The sequence below is a fragment of the Pseudomonas stagnisoli genome, assembly GCF_048595745.1.
Taxonomy (GTDB): domain Bacteria; phylum Pseudomonadota; class Gammaproteobacteria; order Pseudomonadales; family Pseudomonadaceae; genus Aquipseudomonas; species Aquipseudomonas alcaligenes_A.
The window spans coordinates 4,005,529-4,029,074 of the sequence record NZ_CP184361.1 but is presented as its reverse complement, the minus strand read 5'-3'; the positions used below and the strand labels follow the sequence as shown (position 1 = coordinate 4,029,074).

Below are 23,546 nucleotides of genomic sequence, written 5' to 3'. Positions count from 1 at the left end.
TTTTTTTACTGCTGCGGCGAATTACAGACCGTTGGCGGCCTTGAACTCGCGGCGGCGACGGTGCAGGACCGGCTCGGTGTAGCCGTTCGGCTGCTTGGTGCCTTCGACCACCAGTTCCAGGGCGGCCTGGAAGGCGATGTTGCTGTCGAAGTTCGGCGCCAGCGGGCGGTACAGCGGGTCGTTGGCGTTCTGGCGGTCAACCACCGGGGCCATGCGCTTGAGGCTCTCGACGATCTGCGCTTCGGAGACGATGCCGTGGCGCAGCCAGTTGGCCAGCAGCTGGCTGGAGATGCGCAGGGTGGCGCGGTCTTCCATCAGGCCGACATCGTTGATGTCCGGCACCTTGGAGCAGCCGACGCCCTGGTCGATCCAGCGCACCACGTAGCCGAGGATGCCCTGCGAGTTGTTGTCCAGTTCGTTCTGGATTTCCTCGGCCGACCAGTTGGTGTTCGGTGCCAGCGGGATGGTCAGGATGTCGTCGATGGACGCCGGGGTGCGCTTGGCCAGCTCGGCCTGACGGGCGAACACGTCGACCTTGTGGTAGTGCATCGCGTGCAGGGTGGCGGCGGTCGGCGACGGCACCCAGGCGGTGTTGGCGCCAGCCATCGGGTGGACAATCTTCTGCTCGAGCATGCCGGCCATCAGGTCGGGCATGGCCCACATGCCTTTACCGATCTGGGCGCGGCCCTGCAGGCCGGTGGCCAGGCCGATGTCGACGTTGTTGTTCTCGTAGGCACCGATCCACTTCTCGCTCTTCATGGCGGCCTTGCGCACCATGGCGCCGGCTTCCATGGAGGTGTGGATTTCGTCACCGGTACGGTCGAGGAAGCCGGTGTTGATGAATACCACGCGCTCGCTGGCGGCCTTGATGCAGGCCTTGAGGTTAACGGTGGTGCGGCGCTCTTCGTCCATGATGCCGACTTTCAGGGTGTTGCGCGGCAGGCCGAGGACGTCTTCGACGCGGGAGAAGATCTCGGCAGCGAAGGCCACTTCTTCCGGGCCGTGCATCTTCGGCTTGACGATGTACACCGAGCCGGTGCGGCTGTTCTTGCGGCTGGTGTTGCCATTCAGGTTGTGGATGGCGATCAGGCTGGTGAACAGGCCGTCCTGGATGCCTTCCGGAATCTCGTTGCCGGCGGCGTCGAGGATGGCCGGGTTGGTCATCAGGTGGCCGACGTTACGCACGAACAGCAGGCTGCGGCCGTGCAGGGTCAGCTCGGAGCCGTCGGCCTTGGTGTAGACGCGGTCCGGGTTCATGGTGCGGGTGAAGGTGGTGCCGCCCTTGCTGACTTCTTCAGCCAGGTCGCCTTTCATCAGGCCCAGCCAGTTGCGGTAGACCACGACCTTGTCGTCGGCATCGACGGCGGCCACGGAGTCTTCGCAGTCCATGATGGTGGTCAGCGCGGACTCCATCAGTACGTCCTTCACGCCGGCCGCATCGGTCTGGCCGATCGGGCTGGTCGGGTCGATCTGGATTTCGAAGTGCAGGCCGTTGTGCTTGAGCAGCACGGCCTTCGGCTGGGCGGCTTCGCCCTGGAAGGCGATGAACTGGGCGGCGTTCTTCAGGCCGACTTCGCTGCCGTTCTTCAGGGTCACGGCCAGCTGGCCGTTCTTTACCACGTAGGAGGTGGCGTCGACGTGGGAAGCGCCTTCCAGCGGGGCGGCTTCGTCGAGGAAGGCGCGGGCGAAGGCGATCACCTTGTCACCACGGACCTTGTTGTAGCCCTTGCCCTTCTCGGCGCCGTTCTCTTCGCTGATCACGTCGGTGCCGTAGAGGGCATCGTACAGCGAGCCCCAGCGGGCGTTGGAGGCGTTCAGGGCGAAGCGCGCGTTCATCACCGGCACCACCAGCTGCGGGCCGGCCAGGCGGGCGATTTCTTCGTCGACGTTCTGCGTGGTGGCCTGGAAGTCGGCCGGTTCCGGCAGCAGGTAGCCGATTTCCTGGAGGAAGGCCTTGTAGGCGGCGGCGTCATGCGCCTGGCCTTTGCGGGCCTGGTGCCAGGCGTCGATCTGGGCCTGCAGTTCGTCACGTTTGGCCAGCAGGGCGCGGTTCTTCGGAGCCAGCTCGTTGATCACGGCTTCGGCACCGGCCCAGAACGTGTCGGCAGCGATGCCGGTGCCGGGGATGGCTTCGTTGTTGATGAAGTCGTAAAGGGCCTTGGCGACCTGCAGACCACCTACTTGAACGCGCTCAGTCATTGCTTGCCTCACTTGATGCAGAACAGGGCCGGAAGGCCATGTAGTAAGAGTCGGCGGATACTACATGACTCGTCGGGAAAAATCAGTCACAAACTGTGCTCGCCTGTCGCTCCATACGGCGCGCCTTCAGTCGGGCCGGGGCCTTGCCGGACGGGGCTCGCCGCCTGGGCCTATACTGCGTGCTTTGCCGATCCCGGAGGCCTTATGCCGATCAGTCTTGCCCAAACCGCCGATCTCCCCGAACTGGCCGAGCTGTTCGGCGGTTATCTGGACTTCTACCAGGTGCCGCGGCCGCTGGCGGACGTCGAGGCCTTCCTTGCCGCGCGCCTTGAACGCGGCGACTCGGTGCTGTTTATCGCCCGTGACCCGGCAGGCCAGGCACTGGGCTTCGTCCAGTTGTATCCCTTCTTCGCCTCGCTGCACATGGCGCCGGCCTTCCTCCTCAGCGATCTGTACGTCAGCCCGGCGGGACGCCGCCAGGGCCTGGCCGAACAGCTGATGAACGCCGCCCGCGCCCATGCCGAGGCTAGCGGCGCCTGCGGCCTGCAGTTGGAGACGGCGAAGGACAATGTCGCCGGCCAGGCGCTCTACGAAAAGCTTGGCTATGTCCGCGATGAGGTGTTTTATACCTACTGGCTCGGCCTCAAGCCCTGAACAAGGAGTTGCTCGTGGATCATCTGGTACTCACCGTCATCGCCCCGGACCAGCCGGGGCTGGTCGAACGCCTCGCCCAGTGCATCGCCGCCCATGGCGGCAACTGGCTGGAGAGCCGCATGTCGCGCATGGCCGGGCAGTTCGCCGGCATCCTCAAGGTGGCGGTGCCCGCCGAGGGGTATGACGAACTGGTCGAGGGCCTGCAGGCCCTCAACAGCCAGGGCATCCGCGTGCTGGTGGCGGAGAGCGGCAGCGAGCCGGCCTGCACCTGGAAGCCGATTCACCTGGACCTGGTGGGTAACGACCGCCCCGGTATCGTCCGCGACATCACCCGCCTGCTCGCCGAGCACGGCGTCAACCTGGAAAGCCTGACCACCGAGGTGGCGCCGGCGCCGATGAGCAGCGAGCCGCTGTTCCATGCCGAGGCGCTGCTGGCGGTACCGCTGGACCTGTCGCTGGACCAGTTGCAGGACAAGCTGGAAACCCTGGCCGACGACCTGATGGTGGAGCTGAACCTGCGCAGCGAGGAGTGATCCCCAGAATGTGTGGGTGACGCTGTGGATAGTCTGGGGAGCCCCGGCGCACTGCCTAGTGCCCCGGGGCTTTTTCATGCCTGGTTGAAAAAGCCGCAGATTCAAAGGCTTGTGCACAAATAGCGGGGATGGCTCTGTGGGCGGCATGGGGATAAGTCCGTTCCTGCCACAGATGACGGGGGCTGTAGCTCGCTGCACGATTTTCAACCAATGCCGTGTGCCGGTGGATATCCCCGAAAGCTGTGGATGAAGCTGTGGGCAGGCTGGGGGATGGGCGCTGCACGCCAGGGTTGCCGCGGGCTTCCGCGAATCGCTCAGAAAACCAGCAATATCAAGCGCTTGTGCTCAAAGGCTGGGGATGAAGCTGTGGATAGCCGGCGGACTGGTCGCTGCGTGCCAGGCGGGGCGCGGCGTTGCGCCACCTGGGTGTTTCCTGATCAACCGTCCGGCCGGCGCGTGGCGGTGGATAAGACCAGGTCGCGGGTTGGCAACGATATCCCCGGGAAACGGGGAAAGAGCTGTGGACAGTCTGCGGACTCCTTGCTGCAGCCCAGGCCTGGCGTAGACTGCAGCGGTTTGCTCAGGAATCGCACAGGCGCGCCGGGGTTGTGCACAGTGCCTGGGGATGGCCCTGTGGAAAAGCTCGGGAGCAACCACGCCAGCCCCCGGCCGGCGTGACTTCGCCCAGGCTGATCGTTTTCTAGGCGACCTGTCCGCGGCGACGCAGGCCCAGCCAGATGTCCAGGCTGTAGATGAACAGCGCCGCCCAGATGCACATGAAGGACAGCAGCTTGCTGGATTCCAGTGTCTCGCCGAACAGCAGCACCGCCTGCAGCAGCACCAGGGTCGGCGCCAGGTACTGCAGGAAGCCCAGGGTGGTGTAGGGCAGGTGGCGTGCGGCGGCGTTGAAGCACAGCAGCGGCACCAGGGTGATGGGACCGGCGGCGATCAGCCAGAGCGCCTCGCTGCTGCTCCAGAAGCCGGCCTGGGTGCTGGCCGCGGCCGGGTGCAGCCATAGCCAGCCGAGCGCCAGCGGCAGCAGCAGCCAGGTCTCCACCACCAGGCCGGGCAGGGCGGCCACTGGCGCCTGCTTGCGGATCAGGCCGTAGAAGCCGAAGGTCAGCGCCAGCACCAGCGATACCCAGGGCAGGCTGCCGACCTGCCACAGCTGCTGCAGCACACCGAGGGTGGCCAGGCCCACCGCCACCCATTGCAGGCGACGCAGGCGCTCGCCGAGCAGCAGCATGCCCAGCAGCACGTTGATCAGCGGGTTGATGTAGTAGCCCAGGCTGGCCTCCAGCATGCGCCCGTTGTTCACCGCCCAGACATACACCAGCCAGTTGCTGGCGATCAGCAGGCCGCTGGCGGCGAGCACCACCAGGCGCCGGGGGTGGTCGCGCAGCTCGCGCCACCAGCCAGGATGTTTCCATAGCGCCAGCAGCAGGGCGCCAAACAGCGCCGACCAGATTGCCCGGTGGGCGATGATCTCCAGCGCCGGCACGGCCTCGATGGCTTTGAAGTAGAGCGGGAACAGACCCCAGATCAGATAGGCGGCGATGCCGAGGGCGTAGCCGCGGCTGGGGTTGGCGGAGGGCATGCTGTTCCTTGATAAATAGGTGGCTAACTAAAGGCACCCGATTTTAGTGCCTGTTGCCCGGGCTTGTCTGTGTGATCAGCTTTGGCGTGCGCGGCGGTGTGCATATCGCGTGCGCGTCATGGAAGCGGGAGCATGAGTCAGGCCGCCATCGGTTCAGCAACCGAGCCGGTTCAACTAATCTGTGCCCATGGTGCTCTCCAGTAGTGGTGTATCGAATGCAGGCTAGCAATCCGTCAGGGGCTGAAGCGGCCCTGACAGAGCAGACAGAACGGCTCAGAAGCTTCATCGACGGTACCAACATCGGAACCTGGGAGTGGAACGTTCAGACGGGGGCGACCACTTTCAACGAACGCTGGGCCGAGATCATTGGCTACCGCCTGGCGGAGCTGGAGCCTGTCGACATCAATACCTGGCTGCGCCACGCGCATCCCGACGACCTCGAAGAGTCTGGCGCCCGCCTGGAACGGCACTTCAAAGGCGAAACGCCGTTTTATGACTATCAATGCCGCATGCGCCACAAGTCGGGCCGCTGGGTCTGGGTCCATGACCGTGGGCGGGTGGTGAGTTGGACCGCGGATGGCAAGCCGCTGATGATGTATGGCACTCACGCCGACATCACCGAGATGCGCGAGCAGCAGGAGGCGGCCTACCGGACCAGTGCCCAGCTGCAGGCGATTCTCGACTCGGCGACCGGCGTCAGCATCATCGCCACTACCCCCGACGGACTCATCACCCTGTTCAACCGGGGGGCGGAGCGCCTGCTCGGATACCGGGCCGAGGAAATGGTCGGTGTGCAGACGCCGGCGCTCTTCCATCTCGAGGCCGAGGTCGAGCAACGCGGGCGTGAGCTGTCCCGGCTCGTGGGACGGGAGATCAGCGGGTTCGAGGTTTTCGTGCACCTGGCTCGGCAGGGCGAGCCCCAGACGGAGCAGTGGACCTATGTGCACAGGGACGGAAGCTGTCGCCGGGTGAACCTGACGGTCAGCACCATATTCGACAGCCAGGGCGAGATTTCCGGGTTTCTGGGCATTGCCAGCGATATCTCCGAACTGGAGGTCACTTCCACCGCCTTGCAGCAGAGCGAGAGCCGTTTCCGGGGGCTGGTGGCCAACTTGCCCGGTGTGGTTTACCGCTGTGAGAACGATGCGCAATGGACGATGCGCTACATGAGCGATGAGGTCACCTCGCTGACCGGCTATCCGGCCAGTGACTTCATCGATAACCGCGTCCGCAGCTTTTCCAGTGTCGTGCACCCGGATGATCTGCACATCACCTACCAGTCCGTCGCCGCCATTGAACGACATGAAAAATTTGAGCTCACCTACCGGCTCCGGCATGTCGATGGGCACAGCGTCTGGGTGAGGGAGCAGGGGCGCGGAGAATATGACGCCGATGGCAATCTGCTCTGGGTGTCCGGTTTCATCTGGGACATCAGTGATCGCAAGGCGGCTGAGGATGCGCTGCGAGTCAGCGAGCGGCGCTTCAGTGGCGCATTCAACACCGCCCCTCAGGGCATGGCGATCGTCGATCTCGACGGGCGTTGGCTGGAGGTCAACGATGCCCTCTGCCGCATGCTCGGTTACAGCCGTGAAGAACTGTTGCGGCTCGACTTCCAGCACATCACCCACCCCGACGACCTGGCCAAGGACCTGCAATTGCTGCAACAGCTGCTGGAGGGTGTGATTGCCGATTACCAGCTGGAGAAGCGTTACATCGACAAGCGTGGCGAGGTGCTGTGGATACTGCTTAGCGTGTCGCTGGTGCGTGACGCTCGGGGATTGCCGCTGCACTTTGTTTCCCAGATTCAGGACATCACGGCGCGCTTCGAGGCGGGCAGGCGGCTGCGCGAGCGTGAGGAGTACCTCAGTACCCTGCTGGATAACGTCATCGATGCCATCGTGACGATTGACGAGACCGGGCTGATCGAAACGTTCAATCCGGCGGCCGAGCGGATTTTCGGTTACGGAAAAGCGGAGATCATCGGGCATAACGTCAAGCTGCTGATGCCGGCGGGTTACCGCGAGCAGCACGACGGATACCTCGCGGCCTACCGCAACAGCGGTGTTCCGCGAATACTGGGTAAGGATCTGGAGCTGCCGGCGCAGCGTCGCAATGGCGAGCAGTTCACCATGGAGCTGGCCGTCTCGCAGATCACCTTGCAGGGGCAGCGCCGCTTCATTGCGGTGATTCGCGATATCAGTGAGCGCAAACGCATTGAGCGCATGAAGAGCGAGTTCGTCTCCACCGTCAGCCATGAGCTGCGCACGCCGCTCACGTCGATTGCCGGGGCGCTGGGTCTGATCAATGGCGGCGCGCTGGGCGAAGTGCCGGCGCAGATGGGGGAAATGTTGCGCATCGCCCAGAGCAACAGCCAACGCCTGTCGGACCTGATCAATGACCTGCTGGACATGGACAAGCTGGTGGCTGGAAAGATGACGTTTGCCCTGCAGCCCCTGCCGCTCTGGCCGCTACTGGAGGCAGCCATCGAGCAGAATCAGCCCTATGCCGCGCAGCACTCGGTCGCTCTGCTGCTGCAGCCGCCCCGGCTGGATGTCGACGTACGGGTGGACCGGCAGCGTTTTGCGCAGATCATGGCGAACCTGCTGTCCAATGCTGCCAAGTTCTCCACGCAGGGCGCCGAGGTCGAGGTGTCTGCGGCCCTCGCCGGCACGCGGGTGCGCATCAGTGTGCGTGACTGTGGTGTGGGTATCCCCGACGCCTTTCGCGCGCGCATTTTCGGTAAGTTTTCGCAGGCGGATGCCACGGACACCCGGCAGAAAGGTGGCACCGGTCTGGGGCTGGCGATCACCCGTGAGCTGACCGAGCGAATGGCGGGGCAGATCGGATTTGAGTCGGCCGAGGGGCATGGGAGCACCTTCTGGGTGGAGCTGCCGGTGGAGCGTCAGTCTTGAATCGCTCCAGACGAAGGCAGGGACTGCAGGCCGGTATGGCGCTTGCGGTGCTGGCACTGGCGCTGGGCGGCCTGGTCGAGCTGGGGATGTGGCGCTACAGCCAGTATCGGCACCTGGAGGAACAGCGCTTTCTGCGCGCTCAGGCCTATGAGATGAAGGCGGTCCTGCTGGCCGAACTGAATGCCAGCCTGCACCTTGCCAGTGGTCTGGCGAGTTATGTGCCGGCCAAGCAGGGGGGGCTGGTAGCGGCTGAACTGCAGCCCTGGCTGCAGGGGCTCTTCGCTCAGGGACGCCACATCCGCAATATCGGGCTGGCGCCAGACAACCGCATTGCCTTCTTGTATCCACTGGCCGGCAATGAGTCGGCGCTGGGCCTCTATTACCCGGATGTTGCCGAGCAGTGGCCTCTGATTCAGCGCATCATCGAAAGTCGTGAGCCGCGCCTGGATGGGCCGCTGAACCTGGTGCAGGGCGGCAGGGGGCTGGTCTACAGGGTCCCCGTGTATCTGCCGGATCAGCGCTACTGGGGCCTGATCAGCACGGTCATTGACTTCGATCGGCTTATTGCGCATTTGCAGGCATTGGCGCGCAAGCGCGATCTCTCCATCGCCTGGCTGCCGTTCGATGCCCCGGTCGTGGATGCCTCAAGCAGCGTGCGCTTGCCGGTATCGCTGGCCGGGGCGCAGTGGCAGCTTCAGGTGTCCGCAGCGCCGCAACCACCGCTCTCTTTGCTGTTGGCGAGGGCTCTGGGCTGGAGCGTCGCCCTGCTGATCACGTTGCTGGCCGGCTGGATGATGCACTTGCAGCTGCGCCGGGCGAGCCTGGCGCAGGCGCTGAACCGGAGCCAGCAGGATTTCATGCGGGCCTTCGACATGGCGCCACAGGGCATGGCGATGTTGAACGCCTCGGCACAGCTGGTGGAGGCCAACCAGGCGCTGTGCCAGCTCCTCAAACGCCGTCGTGGAGAGCTGCTGGGCGCCGCACTGTCCGACTACTGTCTCTCCGACGATCGCGAGGTCGTGCGCCGGCACCTCGCACAGAACGCCGAGCAGGTGCGCGCGGGCTGGACGATGCAGTTGCTCGACGCAGAGCAGAGTGCCGTCGATGTGGAGTGCAATGTCTCCTGGCTGGGGCTGTCTGCGACGGGGGAGTCGCTCTGCATCCTGCATCTTCAGGACATTACCGAGCGCTTGCGACTCCAGCGGCTACAGCGCGAGTTCATTGCCAGTGTCAGCCACGAACTGCGCACACCGCTGACGGCTATTGCCGGTTCTCTCGGTTTGCTCAGCGGCGGCGCCCTCGGCGAGGTACCGCAGGCCATGCAGCCACTGCTGAACATCGCGCACTCGAACAGCCTGCGCTTGCAGGAGCTGATCAACGACCTGCTGGACATGGAAAGGCTGATGGCAGGGAAGATGCGTTACGACATCCGCGAGCAACCCTTATGGCCGCTGCTGGAAGATGCGATAGCGCACAATCAGCCCTATGCCGATCAGTATCAGGTCGTGCTTGAACTGTCCGGGGAGCCTGTCGAGGCAAGTGTCGCTGTCGACAGCCAGCGTCTGGCGCAGGTTCTGGCCAATCTGCTCTCCAATGCGGCCAAGTTTTCCCGCCCCGGATCTGTCGTGACGGTGCAGGCGCATGTCGATGGCGATTGTGTCAGGATCAGTGTCAACGACCGTGGCATTGGTATCCACGAAGAGTTCAAGAACCGCATCTTCAGCCGGTTTGCCCAGGCAGATGCCGGCGATGCCCGGCAGCAGGGTGGCACCGGGCTTGGCCTGGCCATCTGCAAAGAGCTGGTCGAGGCCATGTCGGGGCAGATCGGCTACGAGTCACAGGCGCAGCAGGGCAGCACCTTCTGGTTCGAGCTGCCAACCGTTAACAGGGTGGTCAGGGTATGACGACACGCAAGCTGGGGCATCCCCCCACACCGGCGAACGAGAGCCGTCGCCTGGCCGCTCTGCTTGAGCTGGAGCTACTGGACACCCCTGCCGAGACGATGTTCGACAACATCACGGCGCTGGCGGCGCAGATTTGCGAAACACCGATCGCCCTCATCTCGCTGGTCGATGCCGAGCGCCAGTGGTTCAAGAGCCGGCAGGGCCTGGATGCCAGTGAGACGTCGCGCGAGTTGGCGTTCTGCGCCCACGCCATCAACGGCGAGGCCCTGTTCGAAGTGGAAAATGCCCTGCTGGATCCGCGCTTCAGGCACAACCCGCTGGTGACAGGTGCCCCGGACATTCGCTTTTACGCGGGCATGCCGCTGGCTGACGGGGAGGGCCATAACCTGGGTACCCTCTGTGTGATCGATCGCCAGCCGCGTCAGCTCAGTGGGCAGCAGAAGGACGCCCTGCGGTTGCTGGCCCAACAGACCATAAGCTTGTTCGAGCTGCGTTTGCAGACGCGGCGGCAGCAAGAGCAGGCCGCGCTGCATAAAGCGATTCTGAGCAGTGTGGGGACTGCCGTGCTGGTCACCGACATGGAGGGGGTGATTCGCCAGGCCAGCCCGGGGGTGCATCCCCTGCTGGGCTATGAGGTGGGGGCTCTGGTCGGTCAAAGTCTGGAGCTGGTGCTGCCCGATCAGGGGCGTCAGCTGCGGCCCGATCCATCCGGGCCGTTCACCGGCCCCGGCGTCGAGCAGGCCAGCCTGCATGAGTTGAATGCGCGGCATCGCAAAGGGCAGCGCATTCCCGTGTTGTTCAGCCTGGCACCGATTGCCATGGATGGCAGTCCGCAGCTGGGTTATCTGTGCATCCTCAATGACCTGAGCTATCGCGAGGAGGCCCTGCAGCGGCTGCAGCATATCGCCGGGCAACTGCCTGGCGTGGTCTATCAGTTCCAGCTGCTTAGCGATGGCCGAAGCTGCTTCCCCTACGCCAGCGAAGGGTTGCAGGACGTGTACGGACTGCTGCCCGAGCAGGTGAGGGAGGATGCGAGTCTCGTTTTCGCGCGAATTCACCCGGATGATCTGCCCGCCTTGACCGCCAGCATCCAGGAGTCGGCGGATAGCTTGAGTGTCTGGCACAGGGAGTACCGATTTCTTCACCCCACGAAGGGCCTCATCTGGCTGGAGGGCAGAGCCGCGCCCCAGCGGCGTGCCGATGACAGCATTCTCTGGCACGGCTTCATCACCGATATCACGCAACGCAAGCGGCTGGAGCAGATGAAGAGCGAGTTCGTCTCGACGGTCAGCCACGAGTTGCGCACCCCCCTGACCTCCATTGCAGGCTCGCTGGGGTTGATCAATGGTGAGGCCCTGGGGCCCGTGCCGGCGGCGATGCGCGAGATGCTGCTGATTGCGCAGAACAATTCCCAGCGCCTGCGCCAACTGATCGACGATCTGCTGGACATGGACAAGTTGCTTGCGGGCAAGATGAGCTTTATCCCGCAGCTTCTGGATCTGGACCATCTGCTTGCCGAGTGTGCCGCCAGCCATCAGGGGTTCGCCCGTCAGCATGAGGTGCAGCTGCGCTACGCGGGCGGGCCGGCAGCGCAGGTGATGGCGGATCCCCTGCGCCTGCAGCAGGTGCTGAGCAATCTGCTGTCCAATGCGCTGAAGTTTTCCCCGGCGGGCAGTCAGGTCGTCCTGTATACCCAGGCGATGGGGGGGCAGATAAGGGTTGCGGTGGCTGATCAGGGGCCGGGTATCCCTGCCGAGTTCGTTGATCGGCTCTTCGAGAAGTTCTCCCAGGCCGATGCCAGTGATCGCCGGCAGAAAGGCGGTACGGGGCTGGGGCTGGCCATCAGCAAGGAGCTGATCGAGCGCATGGGCGGGGTGATTGGCTTCTATCCTCGCCCCGAGGGCGGTAGCGTGTTCTGGATTGAATTGCCGGCGCAGCGTCAGGGGGACCCTGCAGCCCCGCCTGCTGCCTGCGAGGAGGATGATCATGGGTGAACTCAGGCGCATATTGCACGTGGAGGATGACCCCTCCATTCAGGCAGTGGCCAAGGTGGCGCTGGAGGCTGTCGGCGGGTTCGAGGTATTGAGTTGCTGCAGCGGTCAGGAGGCTCTGGATGAGGTGGTGAACTTTGCGCCGGACTTCATCCTGCTGGATGTGATGATGCCCGGGATGGACGGTCCGCAGACGCTTGAGCGGCTCGTCGAGCTGGTCGACATCGAGGCGATTCCCGTGGCATTCATGACGGCCAAGGTGCAACCGCCAGAGGTCGATTACTATCTGAGCCTGGGCGCGCGTGACGTGATCATCAAGCCTTTCGACCCGATGCAGTTGGCAAGTCAGATACGCGCCATTTGGAGCCGCTCGAATGGATAAACAGAAACAGTTGGCGGACCTGCAGGCCCAGTTGCAGATACTGGGCGAGCAATTCGTTCTGCGGCTCAAGGAGGAGTTACCTCAACTAGCCGAAAAGGCCTGCTATCTGCAGCGCTCCTCGGACCCCTCCGAGCAGCTGGCGCACCTGCAGGCTCTGCGCAGCCAGCTGCACAAACTCGCGGGAAGTGCCGGAACCTTCGGCTTCAAGGTACTGGGCGATCAGGCGCGCGCACTCGAGCAGCAGGCCCAGCAGTGGCTCAATAGCCTGGAGCTGCAGCACCAGGGGCTGGATACCTTTGTGGCGGATGTCCAGCAGCTTGCCGGTAGCGTGGAACTCTCTGCCGTTGCCGAAGTGATTGCGTCGCCGCAGGACTGGCTGCGCAAGGAGTCTACGGTGGGCGACGAGCGGCGCATCTACATCCTGGAGGATGAGGACAGTGTGGGCGAGAACATCCGCCGCACGCTCTCCACTTTTGGATACCAGGCTCGCCACTTTACCGGCACTGCTGGTCTCGACCAGGCGCTGGCCGAGCAGCTGCCGGACGCGTTGATAGTCGACGTCAACCTCGGCGACGCCCAGCAGAATGGGCTGGAGTATGTGTCTTCCCTGCAGCAGCGCCTGCCGCAGGCACTGCCGGTGCTGGTGCTGACGACGCAGAATGATTTCGACACCCAGTTACAGGCGGCCCGCCTCGGGGCTGTGGGCTTTTTCAGCAAGCCGGTGGATGTTGCCAAACTGGAAGGCCGTCTTGAGCAGTGTTTCGCTCAGCATGCGGGGGCGCCCTATCGGGTACTGATCGTCGATGACGACCACGCGCTGACCAATCGCTACCGCCTGGTGCTGAGCGGAGCCAATATGCTGGTGGAGGTCGTCAATGAGCCTGCCCGGCTGTTCGAGGCGATTGCACGGTTCAGCCCGGAAGTGCTGCTGCTGGATGTGAACATGCCCGGCTGCTCGGGCCCCGAGCTGGCGCAGATGGTACGGTTCAATGACGACTGGATCAGGATACCCATCATCTATCTGTCGGCCGAGACCGATATCGGTCTGCAGATGAGCGCGCTGCTCAAGGCCGGGGATGATTTCGTTACCAAGCCCATCTCTGACAAGAGCCTGGTCGCAACCGTGTTTTCCCGGGCACAGAGGGCGCGGTTGCTCAGCAATGCCCTTGCGCGAGACAGCCTGACGGGGCTGTTGAAGCATGCCGACATCAAGGAACAGGTCGCGCTTGAGTACGAGCGTGCCCAGCGTACGGGCAAACCCATGAGCGTGGTCATGCTGGATATAGACCACTTCAAGAAGGTCAATGACTCATATGGCCATGGCGTTGGCGATAATGTCATTCGCGCTCTGGCCAACCTGCTCAGGCAGAGGCTCCGCAGGGTCGACAGCCTTGGACGATATGGTGGTGAAGAGTTTATGGCCGTGCTCCCCGAGTGCAGCGGAGAGCACGCACTTCAGGTGCTTGACGAAATTCGCCAGCAGTTCGCGCAGATCAGCTTTTCCAGCGACGTCGGCGATTTCAGCGTCAGCCTCAGCGCGGGGGTGGCGTCATGCGTCACGCGGGATGCCGGCGCGCTGATCGAGGCCGCCGACAAGGCGCTCTACTCGGCGAAGCACTCGGGGCGTAACCAGGTCTGCCTGGCTGAATAAGCGCGCGAACGCCAGTCTCATGAGGTCGGGCGAGGGTCAGAACAACCGCAACGGCTCCTCGTCCAGCGCCGCCCGCTGCTCGCGCAGCGCCAGGATCTGATCGCCCCAATAGCGCTCGTTGGCGAACCAGGGAAACGCCAGCGGGAAGGCCGGGTCGTCCCAGCGCCGGGCGATCCAGGCGCTGTGGTGCATCAGGCGCAGCGCGCGCAGGCCCTCGATCAGCGGTAGCTCGCGGGCCTCGAAGTCGTGGAACTCGTTGTAGCCGTCGACCAGTTCGGACAGCTGGCCCAGGCGCTCCTGGCGGTCGCCGGCGAGCATCATCCACAGGTCTTGCACGGCCGGGCCCATGCGGCAGTCGTCGAGGTCGACGACATGGAAGGCGTCGTCGCGGTGCAGCAGGTTGCCGGGGTGGCAGTCGCCGTGCAGGCGGATCGGCGTGTAGCGCACGCGGGCGAACAGCTCATCCAGTTGGTTGAGCAGGTCGCGCGCCACCGATTCGTAGGCCGGCAGAAGGCTGCGCGGCACGAAGCCGCCTTCCAGCAGGGTATCCAGGGAGGCATGGCCGAAGCCCGCCACCGTGAGTGTCTCGCGGTGCTCGAACGGGCGGCTGGCGCCCACCGCATGCAGGCGGCCGAGCAGTTGGCCGAGGCTGTACAGCTGGTCCAGGTTGCCCGGCTCCGGGGCGCGGCCGCCGCGGCGGGGGAACAGGGCGAAGCGGAAGCCGGCGTGTTCGAACAGGCTCTCGCCGTCGCGCTGCAGGGGCGCCACCACGGGCACCTCGCACTCGGCCAGTTCGTGGCTGAAGGCGTGTTCCTCGCGGATGGCCGCGTCGCTCCAGCGGTCCGGGCGATAGAACTTGGCGATCAGCGGCGCGCTGTCCTCGATGCCGACCTGGTAGACGCGGTTCTCGTAGCTGTTCAGCGCCAGCACGCGGGCGTCGCTGAGGTAGCCGAGGCTTTCCACGGCATCGAGCACCAGATCGGGGGTGAGGGTGGCGAAGGGATGGCTCATGGGGTGCTCCAGTCAAGGCGCCCAGTGTAGCCATTCAATCGCCCGGTTTGGGTGTGCGTGCCAGGCAATAGACATCGACGCGCCGGGCGCCAGCCCTGAGCAGCAGGCGGGCCAGGGCTTCGGCGGTGGCACCGGTGGTCAGCACATCATCGACCAGCGCCAGGTGCAGCCCCTTTATGCTGGCCCGCTCCGACAGGGCAAAGGCCTGGCGCAGATTGCGCTTGCGCGCGGCGGCGTCCAGTTCCTGCTGGTGCGCGCCTTCCCGCGGGCGCAGCAGCCAATCGCTGTGCACCGGCAGCTGCAGATCGGTTGCCAGCCAGCGGGCGAGCATCTCGCTCTGGTTGAAGCCACGCTGGCGCAGGCGCCTGCGTCCCAGCGGCACCGGCAGGAGGCAGTCGGGGCGCGGCAGCCCTTCGGCGAAGGCGTGCTGCAGATGATGTGACAGCAGGCCGCCCAGCAGACGTCCCAAAGGCCACTGCGCCTGATGCTTGAAGCGGGTGATCAGGCTGTCGACCGGGAAATCGTAGCGCCACGGCACTTCGACCCGGGCGAAGGCCGGCGGTCGTTTGAGGCAGGCGCCGCAGGTCAGCCCCGTGCCGGGCAGTGGCAGCGCACAGATCGCGCAGTGCCCGCCAAGCCAGGGCAGTTCGGCCTCGCAGGCGCTGCACAGCGGTTGCGCGGTGTCTGCCAGGTCATTGCACAGCAGGCAGGTTTGTTTGTTTTTTGTCCAGATGTAAACCTGGTCGTCCGCGAATGGTTGACAGCGCATGGTCCTTCCCTTGACGATGCCTCAGCCGTGTTGCACAGCCTAGAACAAGGAATCACCCCATGAGCGCCAGCGTCGCCACCGCCACCCGTCACGATTGGTCCCTCGCCGAGGTCAAGGCGCTGTTCGAGCAGCCGTTCAACGACCTGCTGTTCCAGGCGCAGACCGTGCACCGCATGTACTTCGACCCGAACCGTGTGCAGGTTTCCACCCTGCTGTCGATCAAGACCGGCGCCTGTCCCGAGGACTGCAAGTACTGCCCGCAGTCCGGCCACTACAACACCGGCCTGGACAAGCAAAAGCTGATGGAGGTGCAGAAGGTGCTGGAGGCGGCCGCCGAGGCCAAGGCCATCGGCTCCACCCGCTTCTGCATGGGCGCGGCGTGGAAGCACCCGTCGGCCAAGGACATGCCCTATGTGCTGAAAATGGTCGAAGGCGTCAAGGCGCTGGGCCTGGAGACCTGCATGACCCTGGGCAAGCTCGACCAGGAGCAGACCCGCGCGCTGGCCGCCGCCGGCCTTGACTACTACAACCATAACCTGGACACCTCGCCGGAGTTCTACGGCAACATCATCACCACCCGCACCTACTCCGAGCGCCTGCAGACCCTGGCCTACGTGCGCGAGGCGGGGATGAAGATCTGCTCCGGCGGCATCCTCGGCATGGGCGAGTCGCTCGACGACCGCGCCGGCCTGCTGATCCAGCTGGCCAACCTGCCCGAACACCCGGAAAGCGTGCCGATCAACATGCTGGTCAAGGTCGAGGGCACGCCGCTGGCTGGCGAGAAGGACGTCGATCCGTTCGACTTCATTCGCATGCTCGCCGTGGCGCGGATCATGATGCCCAAGTCGCACGTACGCCTGTCTGCCGGCCGCGAGGCGATGAACGAGCAGATGCAGGCCCTGGCCTTTATGGCCGGCGCTAATTCCATTTTTTACGGCGAGAAGCTGCTGACCACGGCCAACCCGCAGGCCGACAAGGACATGGCCCTGTTCAAGCGCCTCGGCATCAAACCGGAAGAGCGCGAGGAGCATGCCGACGAGGTGCATCAGGCCGCCATCGAGCAGGCTCTGGCCGAGCAGCGCGACTCCAAGTTGTTCTACGACGCCGCTTCGGCGTGACGCAGAACGCCCCCTCTCCCATTGATGGGAGAGGGCTGGGGAGAGGGGCGGTTTCAACCCTCTCCCCCGGCCCCTCTCCCGCGAGCGGGAGAGGGGGAGATGAAACCTCATCGAGCCATCCATGCCTTTCGATCTCGCCGCCCGTTTAGCCGAGCGCCACGCCGCCCACCTCTACCGCCAGCGTCCGCTGCTGGAAAGCCCGCAGGGGCCCGAGGTGGTGGTCGACGGCCGCCCGCTGCTGGCCTTCTGTTCCAACGACTACCTGGGCCTGGCCAACCACCCCGAGGTGATTGCGGCGCTGCGCGCTGGCGCGGAACAATGGGGCGTCGGCGGCGGTGCCTCGCACCTGGTGATCGGCCACAGCTCGCCTCACCACGAACTGGAGGAAGCCCTGGCCGCGTTCACCGGGCGCGCGCGCGCGCTGCTGTTCTCCACAGGCTACATGGCCAATCTGGCTGCCGTCACCGCGCTGGTCGGGCAGGGCGATACGGTGCTGGAGGACCGTCTCAACCACGCCTCGCTGTTGGACGCCGGCCTGCTGTCCGGCGCGCGCTTTTCGCGCTACCTGCACAACGATGCAGTCAGCCTGAGCAAGCGCCTGGATAAGGCAGAGGGCAATACCCTGGTGGTGACCGACGGCGTGTTCAGCATGGACGGCGACCTGGCCGACCTGCCGGCGCTGTGCGCCGAAGCCCGCAGCAAGGGCGCCTGGGTGATGGTCGATGACGCTCACGGCTTCGGCCCGCTGGGCGCCACCGGCGGCGGCATCGTCGAGCATTTCGGCCTGGGGATCGAGGACGTGCCGGTGCTGGTCGGCACCCTGGGCAAGGGCTTCGGCACCGCCGGCGCCTTCGTCGCCGGCAGCGAGGAGCTGATCGAGACGCTGATCCAGTTCGCCCGCCCCTACATCTACACCACCAGCCAGCCGCCGGCCGTGGCCTGCGCCACGCTGAAGAGCCTGGAGCTGCTGCGCACGGAAGGCTGGCGCCGCGAGCACCTCAACCGGCTGATCGCCCGCTTCCGCGCTGGCGCCACGGAGATTGGCCTGAACCTGATGGCCAGCCCGACGCCGATCCAGCCGATCCTGGTCGGCGACAGTGAGCGGGCGCTCAAACTCTCCGCGTTGCTCAAGGATCGCGGCCTGCTGGTCGGCGCCATCCGCCCGCCGACCGTGCCAGCTGGCAGCGCACGCCTGCGCGTGACCTTGTCCGCCGCCCACAGCGAGGCGCAGCTGGAACGGCTGCTGGCCGCGCTGGCCGAGTGCTGGCCATTGGTGAACCAAGATGCGTGATCATCTGATCCTGCTACCGGGCTGGGGCCTGGGTAGCCTGCCGCTGGAGGTGCTGGCCGAGGCCCTGCGTGGGCTCGACCCGGCACTCAGGGTGGATATCGAGCCGCTGCCCGAGCTGAGTCGTGGCGAGCCGCGCGACTGGTTGCTGGAGCTGGACGAGCGCCTGCCGCCACACACCTGGCTGGGCGGCTGGTCGCTCGGCGGCATGCTCGCCAGCGAGCTGGCGGCTCTGCGCGGCGAGCGCTGCCGCGGCCTGCTGACCCTGGCCAGCAACCCCTGTTTCGTCGCCGGGGCAGACTGGCCATATGGCATGGACGAGGCCTCCTTCGACGCCTTCGTCGCCGGCTGCCGTGACCATCCGGCGGCCACGCTAAAACGCTTCAGCCTGCTCTGCACCCAGGGTTCGAGCGAGGCGCGCGGCCTCGCGCGTCAGCTGCAGGCCGCGGCACCGAACCTGGACCCCGAGGTGCTGCTGGCCGGTCTGGAGGTGCTGGGCAACTTCGACGGGCGCAGCGCCCTGCAGCGCTTCGTCGGGCCACAGCTGCATCTGCTGGCCGGTGCCGATGCACTGGTGCCGGCCGAGGTGGCCGGCGAGCTGCTGGCACTGCAGCCGGATATCGAGGTGGGTTTAATCGAGGAAGTCAGCCATGCCTTCCCGCTGGAGCGCCCGCACGAGGTGGCCGCCGCCATTCATGCCTTTATCACCGAGGCCGGCGATGTCTGACGCTGCACTGCCGGACAAGCGCCGGGTGGCCGAATCCTTTTCCCGGGCGGCGGCGAGTTACGATAGCGTTGCCGAATTGCAGCGCGCGGTCGGCGGTGAACTGCTGCAACGCCTGCCGCCATTGCTGCCGACCCGCTGGCTGGACCTGGGCAGTGGCACCGGGCATTTCACCCGGCGCCTGGCCGAGCATTACCCGCAGGCCGAAGGTGTGGCCCTGGACCTGGCCGAGGGCATGCTGCGCCATGCCCGGCCGCAGGGTGGGGCGGGCCATTTCATCGCTGGCGATGCCGAGCGTTTGCCGCTGCGTGATGGCAGCCTCGACCTGATGTTCTCCAGCCTGGCCGTGCAATGGTGCGGCGATTTCGCCGCCGTGCTCGGCGAAGCGCGCCGCGTGCTGCGGCCTGGTGGCGTGCTGGCGTTCAGCAGCCTGTGCGTCGGTACCCTGCAGGAGCTGCGCGACAGTTGGCAGGCGGTGGATGGGTTCGTCCACGTCAATCGCTTCCGCCGCTTCGAGGGCTACCAGGCACTGTGTGCCGCCAGTGGGCTACAGGTGCTGACGCTGGAGCGCCAGGCCCGGGTGCTGCATTTTCCCGACCTGCGCGCGCTGACCCATGAGCTCAAGGCCCTGGGCGCACACAACCTCAATCCGGGGCGTCCCGACGGCCTTATCGGGCGTGCGCGCATTCGCGCCCTGGTCGAGGCCTACGAGCATTTTCGCCAGCCCGCTGGGCTGCCGGCCACCTACCAAGTGGTTTACGGCGTGCTGCGGCGGCCCGACTAAGGGCCGCGTGCCCCACGACTTCGAGGAATAACAGCCATGGCCCAAGCCTTCTTCGTCACGGGCACCGACACCGAGATCGGCAAGACCACCATCGCCGCGGGCCTGCTGCACGCCGCCCGCTTGGCAGGGTTGAGCACGGCGGCGGCCAAGCCGGTGGCTTCCGGCTGCGAGCAGACGGCCGCGGGGCTGCGCAACGACGACGCGCTGGCCCTGCTCGGGCAGTGCTCGCTGGCACTGGACTATGCCGAGGTCAATCCCTTCGCCTTCGCGCCCGCCATCGCGCCGCATCTGGCCGCGCGCGAGGCGGCTGTCGAGCTGAACGTGGCGCGCTTGCGCCCGGCGGTGCAGCAGGTGCTGGCGCGTGGCGCCGATTTCACCCTGGTCGAGGGCGCTGGTGGCTGGCGCGTGCCGCTGGCCGGGAGCGAGACCCTGGCCGACCTGGCCGTGGCGTTGGAGTTGCCGGTGATCCTGGTGGTCGGTGTGCGCCTGGGCTGCATCAATCACGCGGTGTTGACCGCCGAGGCCATCGCGCACGACGGCCTGCATCTGGCGGGCTGGGTGGCCAATATTGTCGATCCACAGACCTCGCGCCTGGAGGAGAACCTGGCGACCCTGGCCGAGCGCCTGCCTGCGCCCTGTCTCGGGCGAGTGCCTCGTCTGGCCTTGGCGACACCCGCGGCGGTGGCGGCGCACCTGAGTTTGTCGGCGTTATAAGCCGCTGATCGGCCATCGCGCTTTGCTTGTACGTTTTTTGAGCATTTTCTGCTTCAATTGCAGGCATGAGTCTGTCCCGTGAGGGAGTCGCAAGCATGGAAATCTCTGGTAACGCTTTCAGTGCGGGTCTCAGCGGCATTCAGGCCGGGCAGCGCCGTGTCGAGCAGGCAGCCAGTGAGATCGCCGGTAATACCTTGCCGACGCGGGCGCCGGCCGAGGCGCCCCCGGCCCAGCAGGTCGAACCGAGCCCGCAGAGCCAGGCCAACACCCAGGCCGACATGGCCGAGAGCCTGGTCGGCCTGATGCAGGGGCGTAACGAAGTGCAGGCCAGCGCGCGGGTGGTGGAAACCGCCGACGAAGTGCTGGGCACGCTGATCGACACCCGCGCCTGACCGGAGCGTCAGCGCCGCAGTAAATAGAGGGCTCGCCCCGCGGCGAGGAGGGTCTGATGCAGATCGGCAGCGCTACGCTCTATGTCGCGCCTCTGCCGTTGTCCCAGGCGGCCCGCCCCGTTTCGTCCAGTCTTTCCCAGCCTGCTCCCAGCGAAGAGTCCCTGCCCTCCGGCCAGTCAGTCACCTCTACCGACGACACGGCCCTGCGCGACGAGGCGGCCAGCCCGGCACGCGGCGAGGCGGAAGAGGAAAAGGCATCCCCCCGCGAAGCCCAGCAGCAACGCCAGGAGCAGCTGGAGATTGCCGAGCTGGCCACTCGTGATCGCGAGGTGCGGGCTCACGAGCAGGCCCATGCGGCGGTCGGCGGCGCCTATGCCGGAGCCCCCACCTACACCTTTACTCGCGGCCCGGATGGCAAGCGCTACGCCATTGGTGGCGAAGTCAGCATCGACAGCAGCCCTATTCCCAATGATCCCGAGGCGACCCTGCGCAAGATGGAGCTGGTGCAGCGCGCCGCCCTGGCGCCCGCCGAGCCCTCCGCCCAGGACCGCCGCGTCGCCGCCCAGGCCGCCGCCCAGGCGACCCAGGCGCGCGCCGAGCTGGCGCAGTTGCGCCGTGAAGAGGCGGCCAGCGCCGCCGAGGAGCGTGCCGCGCTGCGCGAGGAGCGCCTCGCCGCGGAGGAGGAGCGCAAGGCTCGCGAGGAAGAGACGGCAGATCAGGAGCGGCAACCCAGCGCGCCACCGCCTAGACTGGATTTATACCTGCGTCTGGCCCAGCTGCAGGCCCCCGTGCCAACGGTCGATCTGCTGGCCTGAGCGGCTCCTGGCGGGTGCTTGACAAGGGTAGGGCGTAAACGTATGTTTCAAACGCCTGTTTGATTGCTGGGCCGGTTCGTGCCTGCCGGGCGTCGGGAGTCATCCCGCACATGACCGATTCGCTCGGTCACCCTAACACTAAGGAATCCACCGTAGAGGTTTACCGCTATGCCTGAGTACAAGGCCCCCTTGCGTGATATCCGCTTCGTTCGCGACGAACTGCTCGGCTACGAAGCGCACTATCAGAGCCTGCCGGCTTGCCAAGATGCTACCCCGGACATGGTCAACGCCATCCTCGAAGAAGGCGCCAAGTTCTGCGAGCAGGTAATCGCTCCGCTGAATCGTGTGGGTGACATCGAGGGCTGCACCTGGACTCCGGAAGGCGTGAAGACCCCGACCGGCTTCAAAGAAGCCTACCAACAGTTCGTCGAAGGCGGCTGGCCGAGCCTGGCTCATGACGTCGAGCACGGCGGTCAAGGTCTGCCGGAATCCCTGGGTCTGGCCATCAGCGAAATGGTTGGCGAAGCCAACTGGTCCTGGGGCATGTACCCGGGCCTGTCGCACGGGGCCATGAACACCATCTCCGAGCACGGTACCGACGAGCAGAAGCACGTCTACCTGACCAAGCTGGTTTCCGGCGAGTGGACCGGCACCATGTGCCTGACCGAGCCGCACTGCGGTACCGACCTGGGCATGCTGCGCACCAAGGCCGAGCCCCAGGCCGACGGTTCCTACAAGGTTTCCGGCACCAAGATCTTCATCTCCGCCGGTGAGCACGACATGTCGGGCAACATCGTCCACATCGTGCTGGCCCGCCTGCCCGACGCCCCGCAGGGCACCAAGGGTATCTCCCTGTTCATCGTGCCGAAGTTCCTGCCGAACGCCGATGGTTCCGCCGGTCAGCGCAACAGCGTTTCCTGCGGCTCGATCGAGCACAAGATGGGCATCCACGGCAACGCCACCTGCGTGATGAACTTCGACGGTGCCACTGGCTACCTGATCGGCCCGGCCAACAAAGGCCTGAACTGCATGTTCACCTTCATGAACACTGCTCGTCTGGGTACCGCCCTGCAGGGTTTGGCCCACGCCGAAATCGGCTTCCAGGGCGGCCTGAAGTACGCTCGCGAGCGTCTGCAGATGCGTTCCCTGACCGGTCCGAAAGCGCCGGACAAAGCGGCCGACCCGATCATCGTCCACCCGGACGTGCGTCGTATGCTGCTGACCATGAAGGCTTTCGCCGAAGGCAACCGCGCCATGGTCTACTTCGCTGCCAAGCAGGTTGACCTGGTCAAGTACAGCCAGGACGAAGAAGAGAAGAAGGCCGCCGACGAGCTGCTGGCTTTCCTGACTCCGATCGCCAAGGCCTTCATGACCGAAGTCGGCTTCGAAGCGTCCTCCCACGGCATGCAGATCTACGGCGGCCACGGCTTCATCGCCGAGTGGGGCATGGAGCAGAACATGCGCGACTGCCGTATCTCGATGATGTACGAAGGCACCACCGGCGTTCAGGCCCTCGACCTGCTGGGTCGTAAGGTCCTGATGACCCAGGGCGGCGCGCTGAAGAACTTCACCAAGATCGTGCACAAGTTCTGCCAGGCCAACGAAGGCAACGAAGCCATCAAGGGCCTCGTTGCTCCGCTGGCTCAGCTGAACAAGGAGTGGGGCGACATCACCATGAAGATCGGCATGGCTGCGATGAAAGATCGCGAAGAAGTCGGTGCCGCTTCCGTGGACTACCTGATGTACTCCGGCTACGCCTGCCTGGCCTACTTCTGGGCCGACATGGCGCGTCTGGCCGCCGAGAAGCTGGCTGCCGGTACCGACGACGAAGCTTTCTACAAGGCCAAGCTGCAGACCGCGCGCTTCTACTTCCAGCGCATCCTGCCGCGTACTCGTGCCCACGTCGAAGCCATGCTGTCCGGCGCCAACAACCTGATGGAAATGGACGAAGAGCACTTCGCTCTGGGCTACTAAGTCCGGTCCGACCTCAGGTCAGAAAACCGCAGCCTTCGGGCTGCGGTTTTTTTATGGGTCGAGGAAAATGCACGACGGAATGCGAAGGATTTCCGCTGCCCTTTGCGTGCGATGCAGGCAGAATGCTGCATCAT

At 65.2% G+C, this 23,546-nt stretch carries 19 protein-coding genes; 15 read left to right on the top strand and 4 right to left on the bottom strand.

What is annotated here, in order from left to right:
- Nucleotides 1-21 precede the first annotated feature (21 nt).
- Nucleotides 22-2,199, bottom strand: a complete 2,178-nt coding sequence (locus ACOAPY_RS19360; RefSeq protein ID WP_465154386.1) for a malate synthase G — start codon at nt 2,197-2,199, stop codon at nt 22-24.
- A 204-nt stretch (nt 2,200-2,403) separates the two neighbouring features.
- Between ACOAPY_RS19360 and ACOAPY_RS19355 the strand changes: the two genes are divergently transcribed.
- Both ACOAPY_RS19355 and ACOAPY_RS19350 read left to right on the top strand, forming a co-directional pair.
- Complete coding sequence (locus ACOAPY_RS19355) at nt 2,404-2,853, top strand: N-acetyltransferase family protein (protein WP_465154385.1); 450 nt, start codon at nt 2,404-2,406, stop codon at nt 2,851-2,853.
- 14 nt (nt 2,854-2,867) lie between these two features.
- The gene (locus ACOAPY_RS19350; protein WP_465154384.1) at nt 2,868-3,386 is read left to right on the top strand and encodes a glycine cleavage system transcriptional repressor; all 519 of its coding nucleotides are present in this window, start codon (nt 2,868-2,870) and stop codon (nt 3,384-3,386) included.
- Between the two features lie 700 nt (nt 3,387-4,086).
- Here ACOAPY_RS19350 and rarD read toward each other — a convergent pair.
- The gene (gene rarD, locus ACOAPY_RS19345; protein ID WP_465154383.1) at nt 4,087-4,983 is read right to left on the bottom strand and encodes an EamA family transporter RarD; all 897 of its coding nucleotides are present in this window, start codon (nt 4,981-4,983) and stop codon (nt 4,087-4,089) included.
- 215 nt (nt 4,984-5,198) lie between these two features.
- Here rarD and ACOAPY_RS19340 point away from each other — a divergent pair, with 215 nt between their 5' ends.
- From ACOAPY_RS19340 to ACOAPY_RS19320, 5 genes are read left to right on the top strand one after another with little or no spacing between them, the layout of a single operon-like run.
- The gene (locus ACOAPY_RS19340) at nt 5,199-7,895 is read left to right on the top strand and encodes a PAS domain-containing sensor histidine kinase (protein WP_465154382.1); all 2,697 of its coding nucleotides are present in this window, start codon (nt 5,199-5,201) and stop codon (nt 7,893-7,895) included.
- 35 nt (nt 7,896-7,930) lie between these two features.
- Entirely contained in the window at nt 7,931-9,799 is a 1,869-nt protein-coding gene (locus tag ACOAPY_RS19335) for an ATP-binding protein (protein WP_465154381.1), read from the top strand.
- Entirely contained in the window at nt 9,796-11,793 is a 1,998-nt protein-coding gene (locus tag ACOAPY_RS19330; protein ID WP_465154379.1) for an ATP-binding protein, read from the top strand. Before ACOAPY_RS19335 ends, ACOAPY_RS19330 begins: the two co-directional genes overlap by 4 nt.
- Nucleotides 11,786-12,172: a response regulator gene (locus ACOAPY_RS19325; RefSeq protein WP_465154378.1), complete on the top strand. Its 387-nt coding sequence runs from the start codon at nt 11,786-11,788 to the stop codon at nt 12,170-12,172. Before ACOAPY_RS19330 ends, ACOAPY_RS19325 begins: the two co-directional genes overlap by 8 nt.
- The gene (locus tag ACOAPY_RS19320) at nt 12,165-13,823 is read left to right on the top strand and encodes a diguanylate cyclase (RefSeq protein WP_465154377.1); all 1,659 of its coding nucleotides are present in this window, start codon (nt 12,165-12,167) and stop codon (nt 13,821-13,823) included. The genes ACOAPY_RS19325 and ACOAPY_RS19320 overlap by 8 nt, the downstream gene beginning before the upstream one ends.
- A 36-nt stretch (nt 13,824-13,859) precedes the next feature.
- On the opposite strand, the gene ACOAPY_RS19315 is transcribed toward ACOAPY_RS19320, so the two are convergent.
- The gene (locus tag ACOAPY_RS19315) at nt 13,860-14,834 is read right to left on the bottom strand and encodes a serine/threonine protein kinase (protein ID WP_465154376.1); all 975 of its coding nucleotides are present in this window, start codon (nt 14,832-14,834) and stop codon (nt 13,860-13,862) included.
- Nucleotides 14,835-14,868: 34 nt separating this feature from the next.
- Nucleotides 14,869-15,603 carry a phosphoribosyltransferase family protein gene (locus tag ACOAPY_RS19310; RefSeq protein WP_465154375.1) on the bottom strand — a complete coding sequence of 245 codons (735 nt, stop codon included), beginning with the start codon at nt 15,601-15,603 and terminating at the stop codon, nt 14,869-14,871.
- A gap of 59 nt (nt 15,604-15,662) precedes the next feature.
- Here ACOAPY_RS19310 and bioB point away from each other — a divergent pair, with 59 nt between their 5' ends.
- From bioB to ACOAPY_RS19270, 8 genes are all read left to right on the top strand, one after another.
- On the top strand, nt 15,663-16,721 hold the full coding sequence (gene bioB / locus ACOAPY_RS19305; protein ID WP_465154374.1) for a biotin synthase BioB: 1,059 nt from the start codon (nt 15,663-15,665) through the stop codon (nt 16,719-16,721).
- 121 nt (nt 16,722-16,842) lie between these two features.
- Nucleotides 16,843-18,012, top strand: a complete 1,170-nt coding sequence (bioF, locus tag ACOAPY_RS19300) for an 8-amino-7-oxononanoate synthase (RefSeq protein WP_465154373.1) — start codon at nt 16,843-16,845, stop codon at nt 18,010-18,012.
- Entirely contained in the window at nt 18,005-18,736 is a 732-nt protein-coding gene (locus tag ACOAPY_RS19295) for an alpha/beta fold hydrolase (protein ID WP_465154372.1), read from the top strand. The genes bioF and ACOAPY_RS19295 overlap by 8 nt, the downstream gene beginning before the upstream one ends.
- Entirely contained in the window at nt 18,705-19,517 is an 813-nt protein-coding gene (gene bioC / locus ACOAPY_RS19290) for a malonyl-ACP O-methyltransferase BioC (protein WP_465154371.1), read from the top strand. The genes ACOAPY_RS19295 and bioC overlap by 32 nt, the downstream gene beginning before the upstream one ends.
- Before the next feature lie 36 nt (nt 19,518-19,553).
- Nucleotides 19,554-20,231, top strand: a complete 678-nt coding sequence (gene bioD, locus ACOAPY_RS19285; RefSeq protein WP_465154370.1) for a dethiobiotin synthase — start codon at nt 19,554-19,556, stop codon at nt 20,229-20,231.
- Nucleotides 20,232-20,326: 95 nt separating this feature from the next.
- A complete protein-coding gene (locus tag ACOAPY_RS19280; protein WP_465154369.1) occupies nt 20,327-20,623 on the top strand; it encodes a hypothetical protein in 297 nt (98 codons plus the stop codon).
- A gap of 56 nt (nt 20,624-20,679) precedes the next feature.
- Nucleotides 20,680-21,438, top strand: coding sequence for a putative metalloprotease CJM1_0395 family protein (locus ACOAPY_RS19275; protein ID WP_465154368.1), 759 nt, complete (start codon nt 20,680-20,682; stop codon nt 21,436-21,438).
- Between the two features lie 168 nt (nt 21,439-21,606).
- Complete coding sequence (locus tag ACOAPY_RS19270; protein ID WP_021698889.1) at nt 21,607-23,412, top strand: phenylacyl-CoA dehydrogenase; 1,806 nt, start codon at nt 21,607-21,609, stop codon at nt 23,410-23,412.
- Nucleotides 23,413-23,546 lie beyond the last annotated feature (134 nt).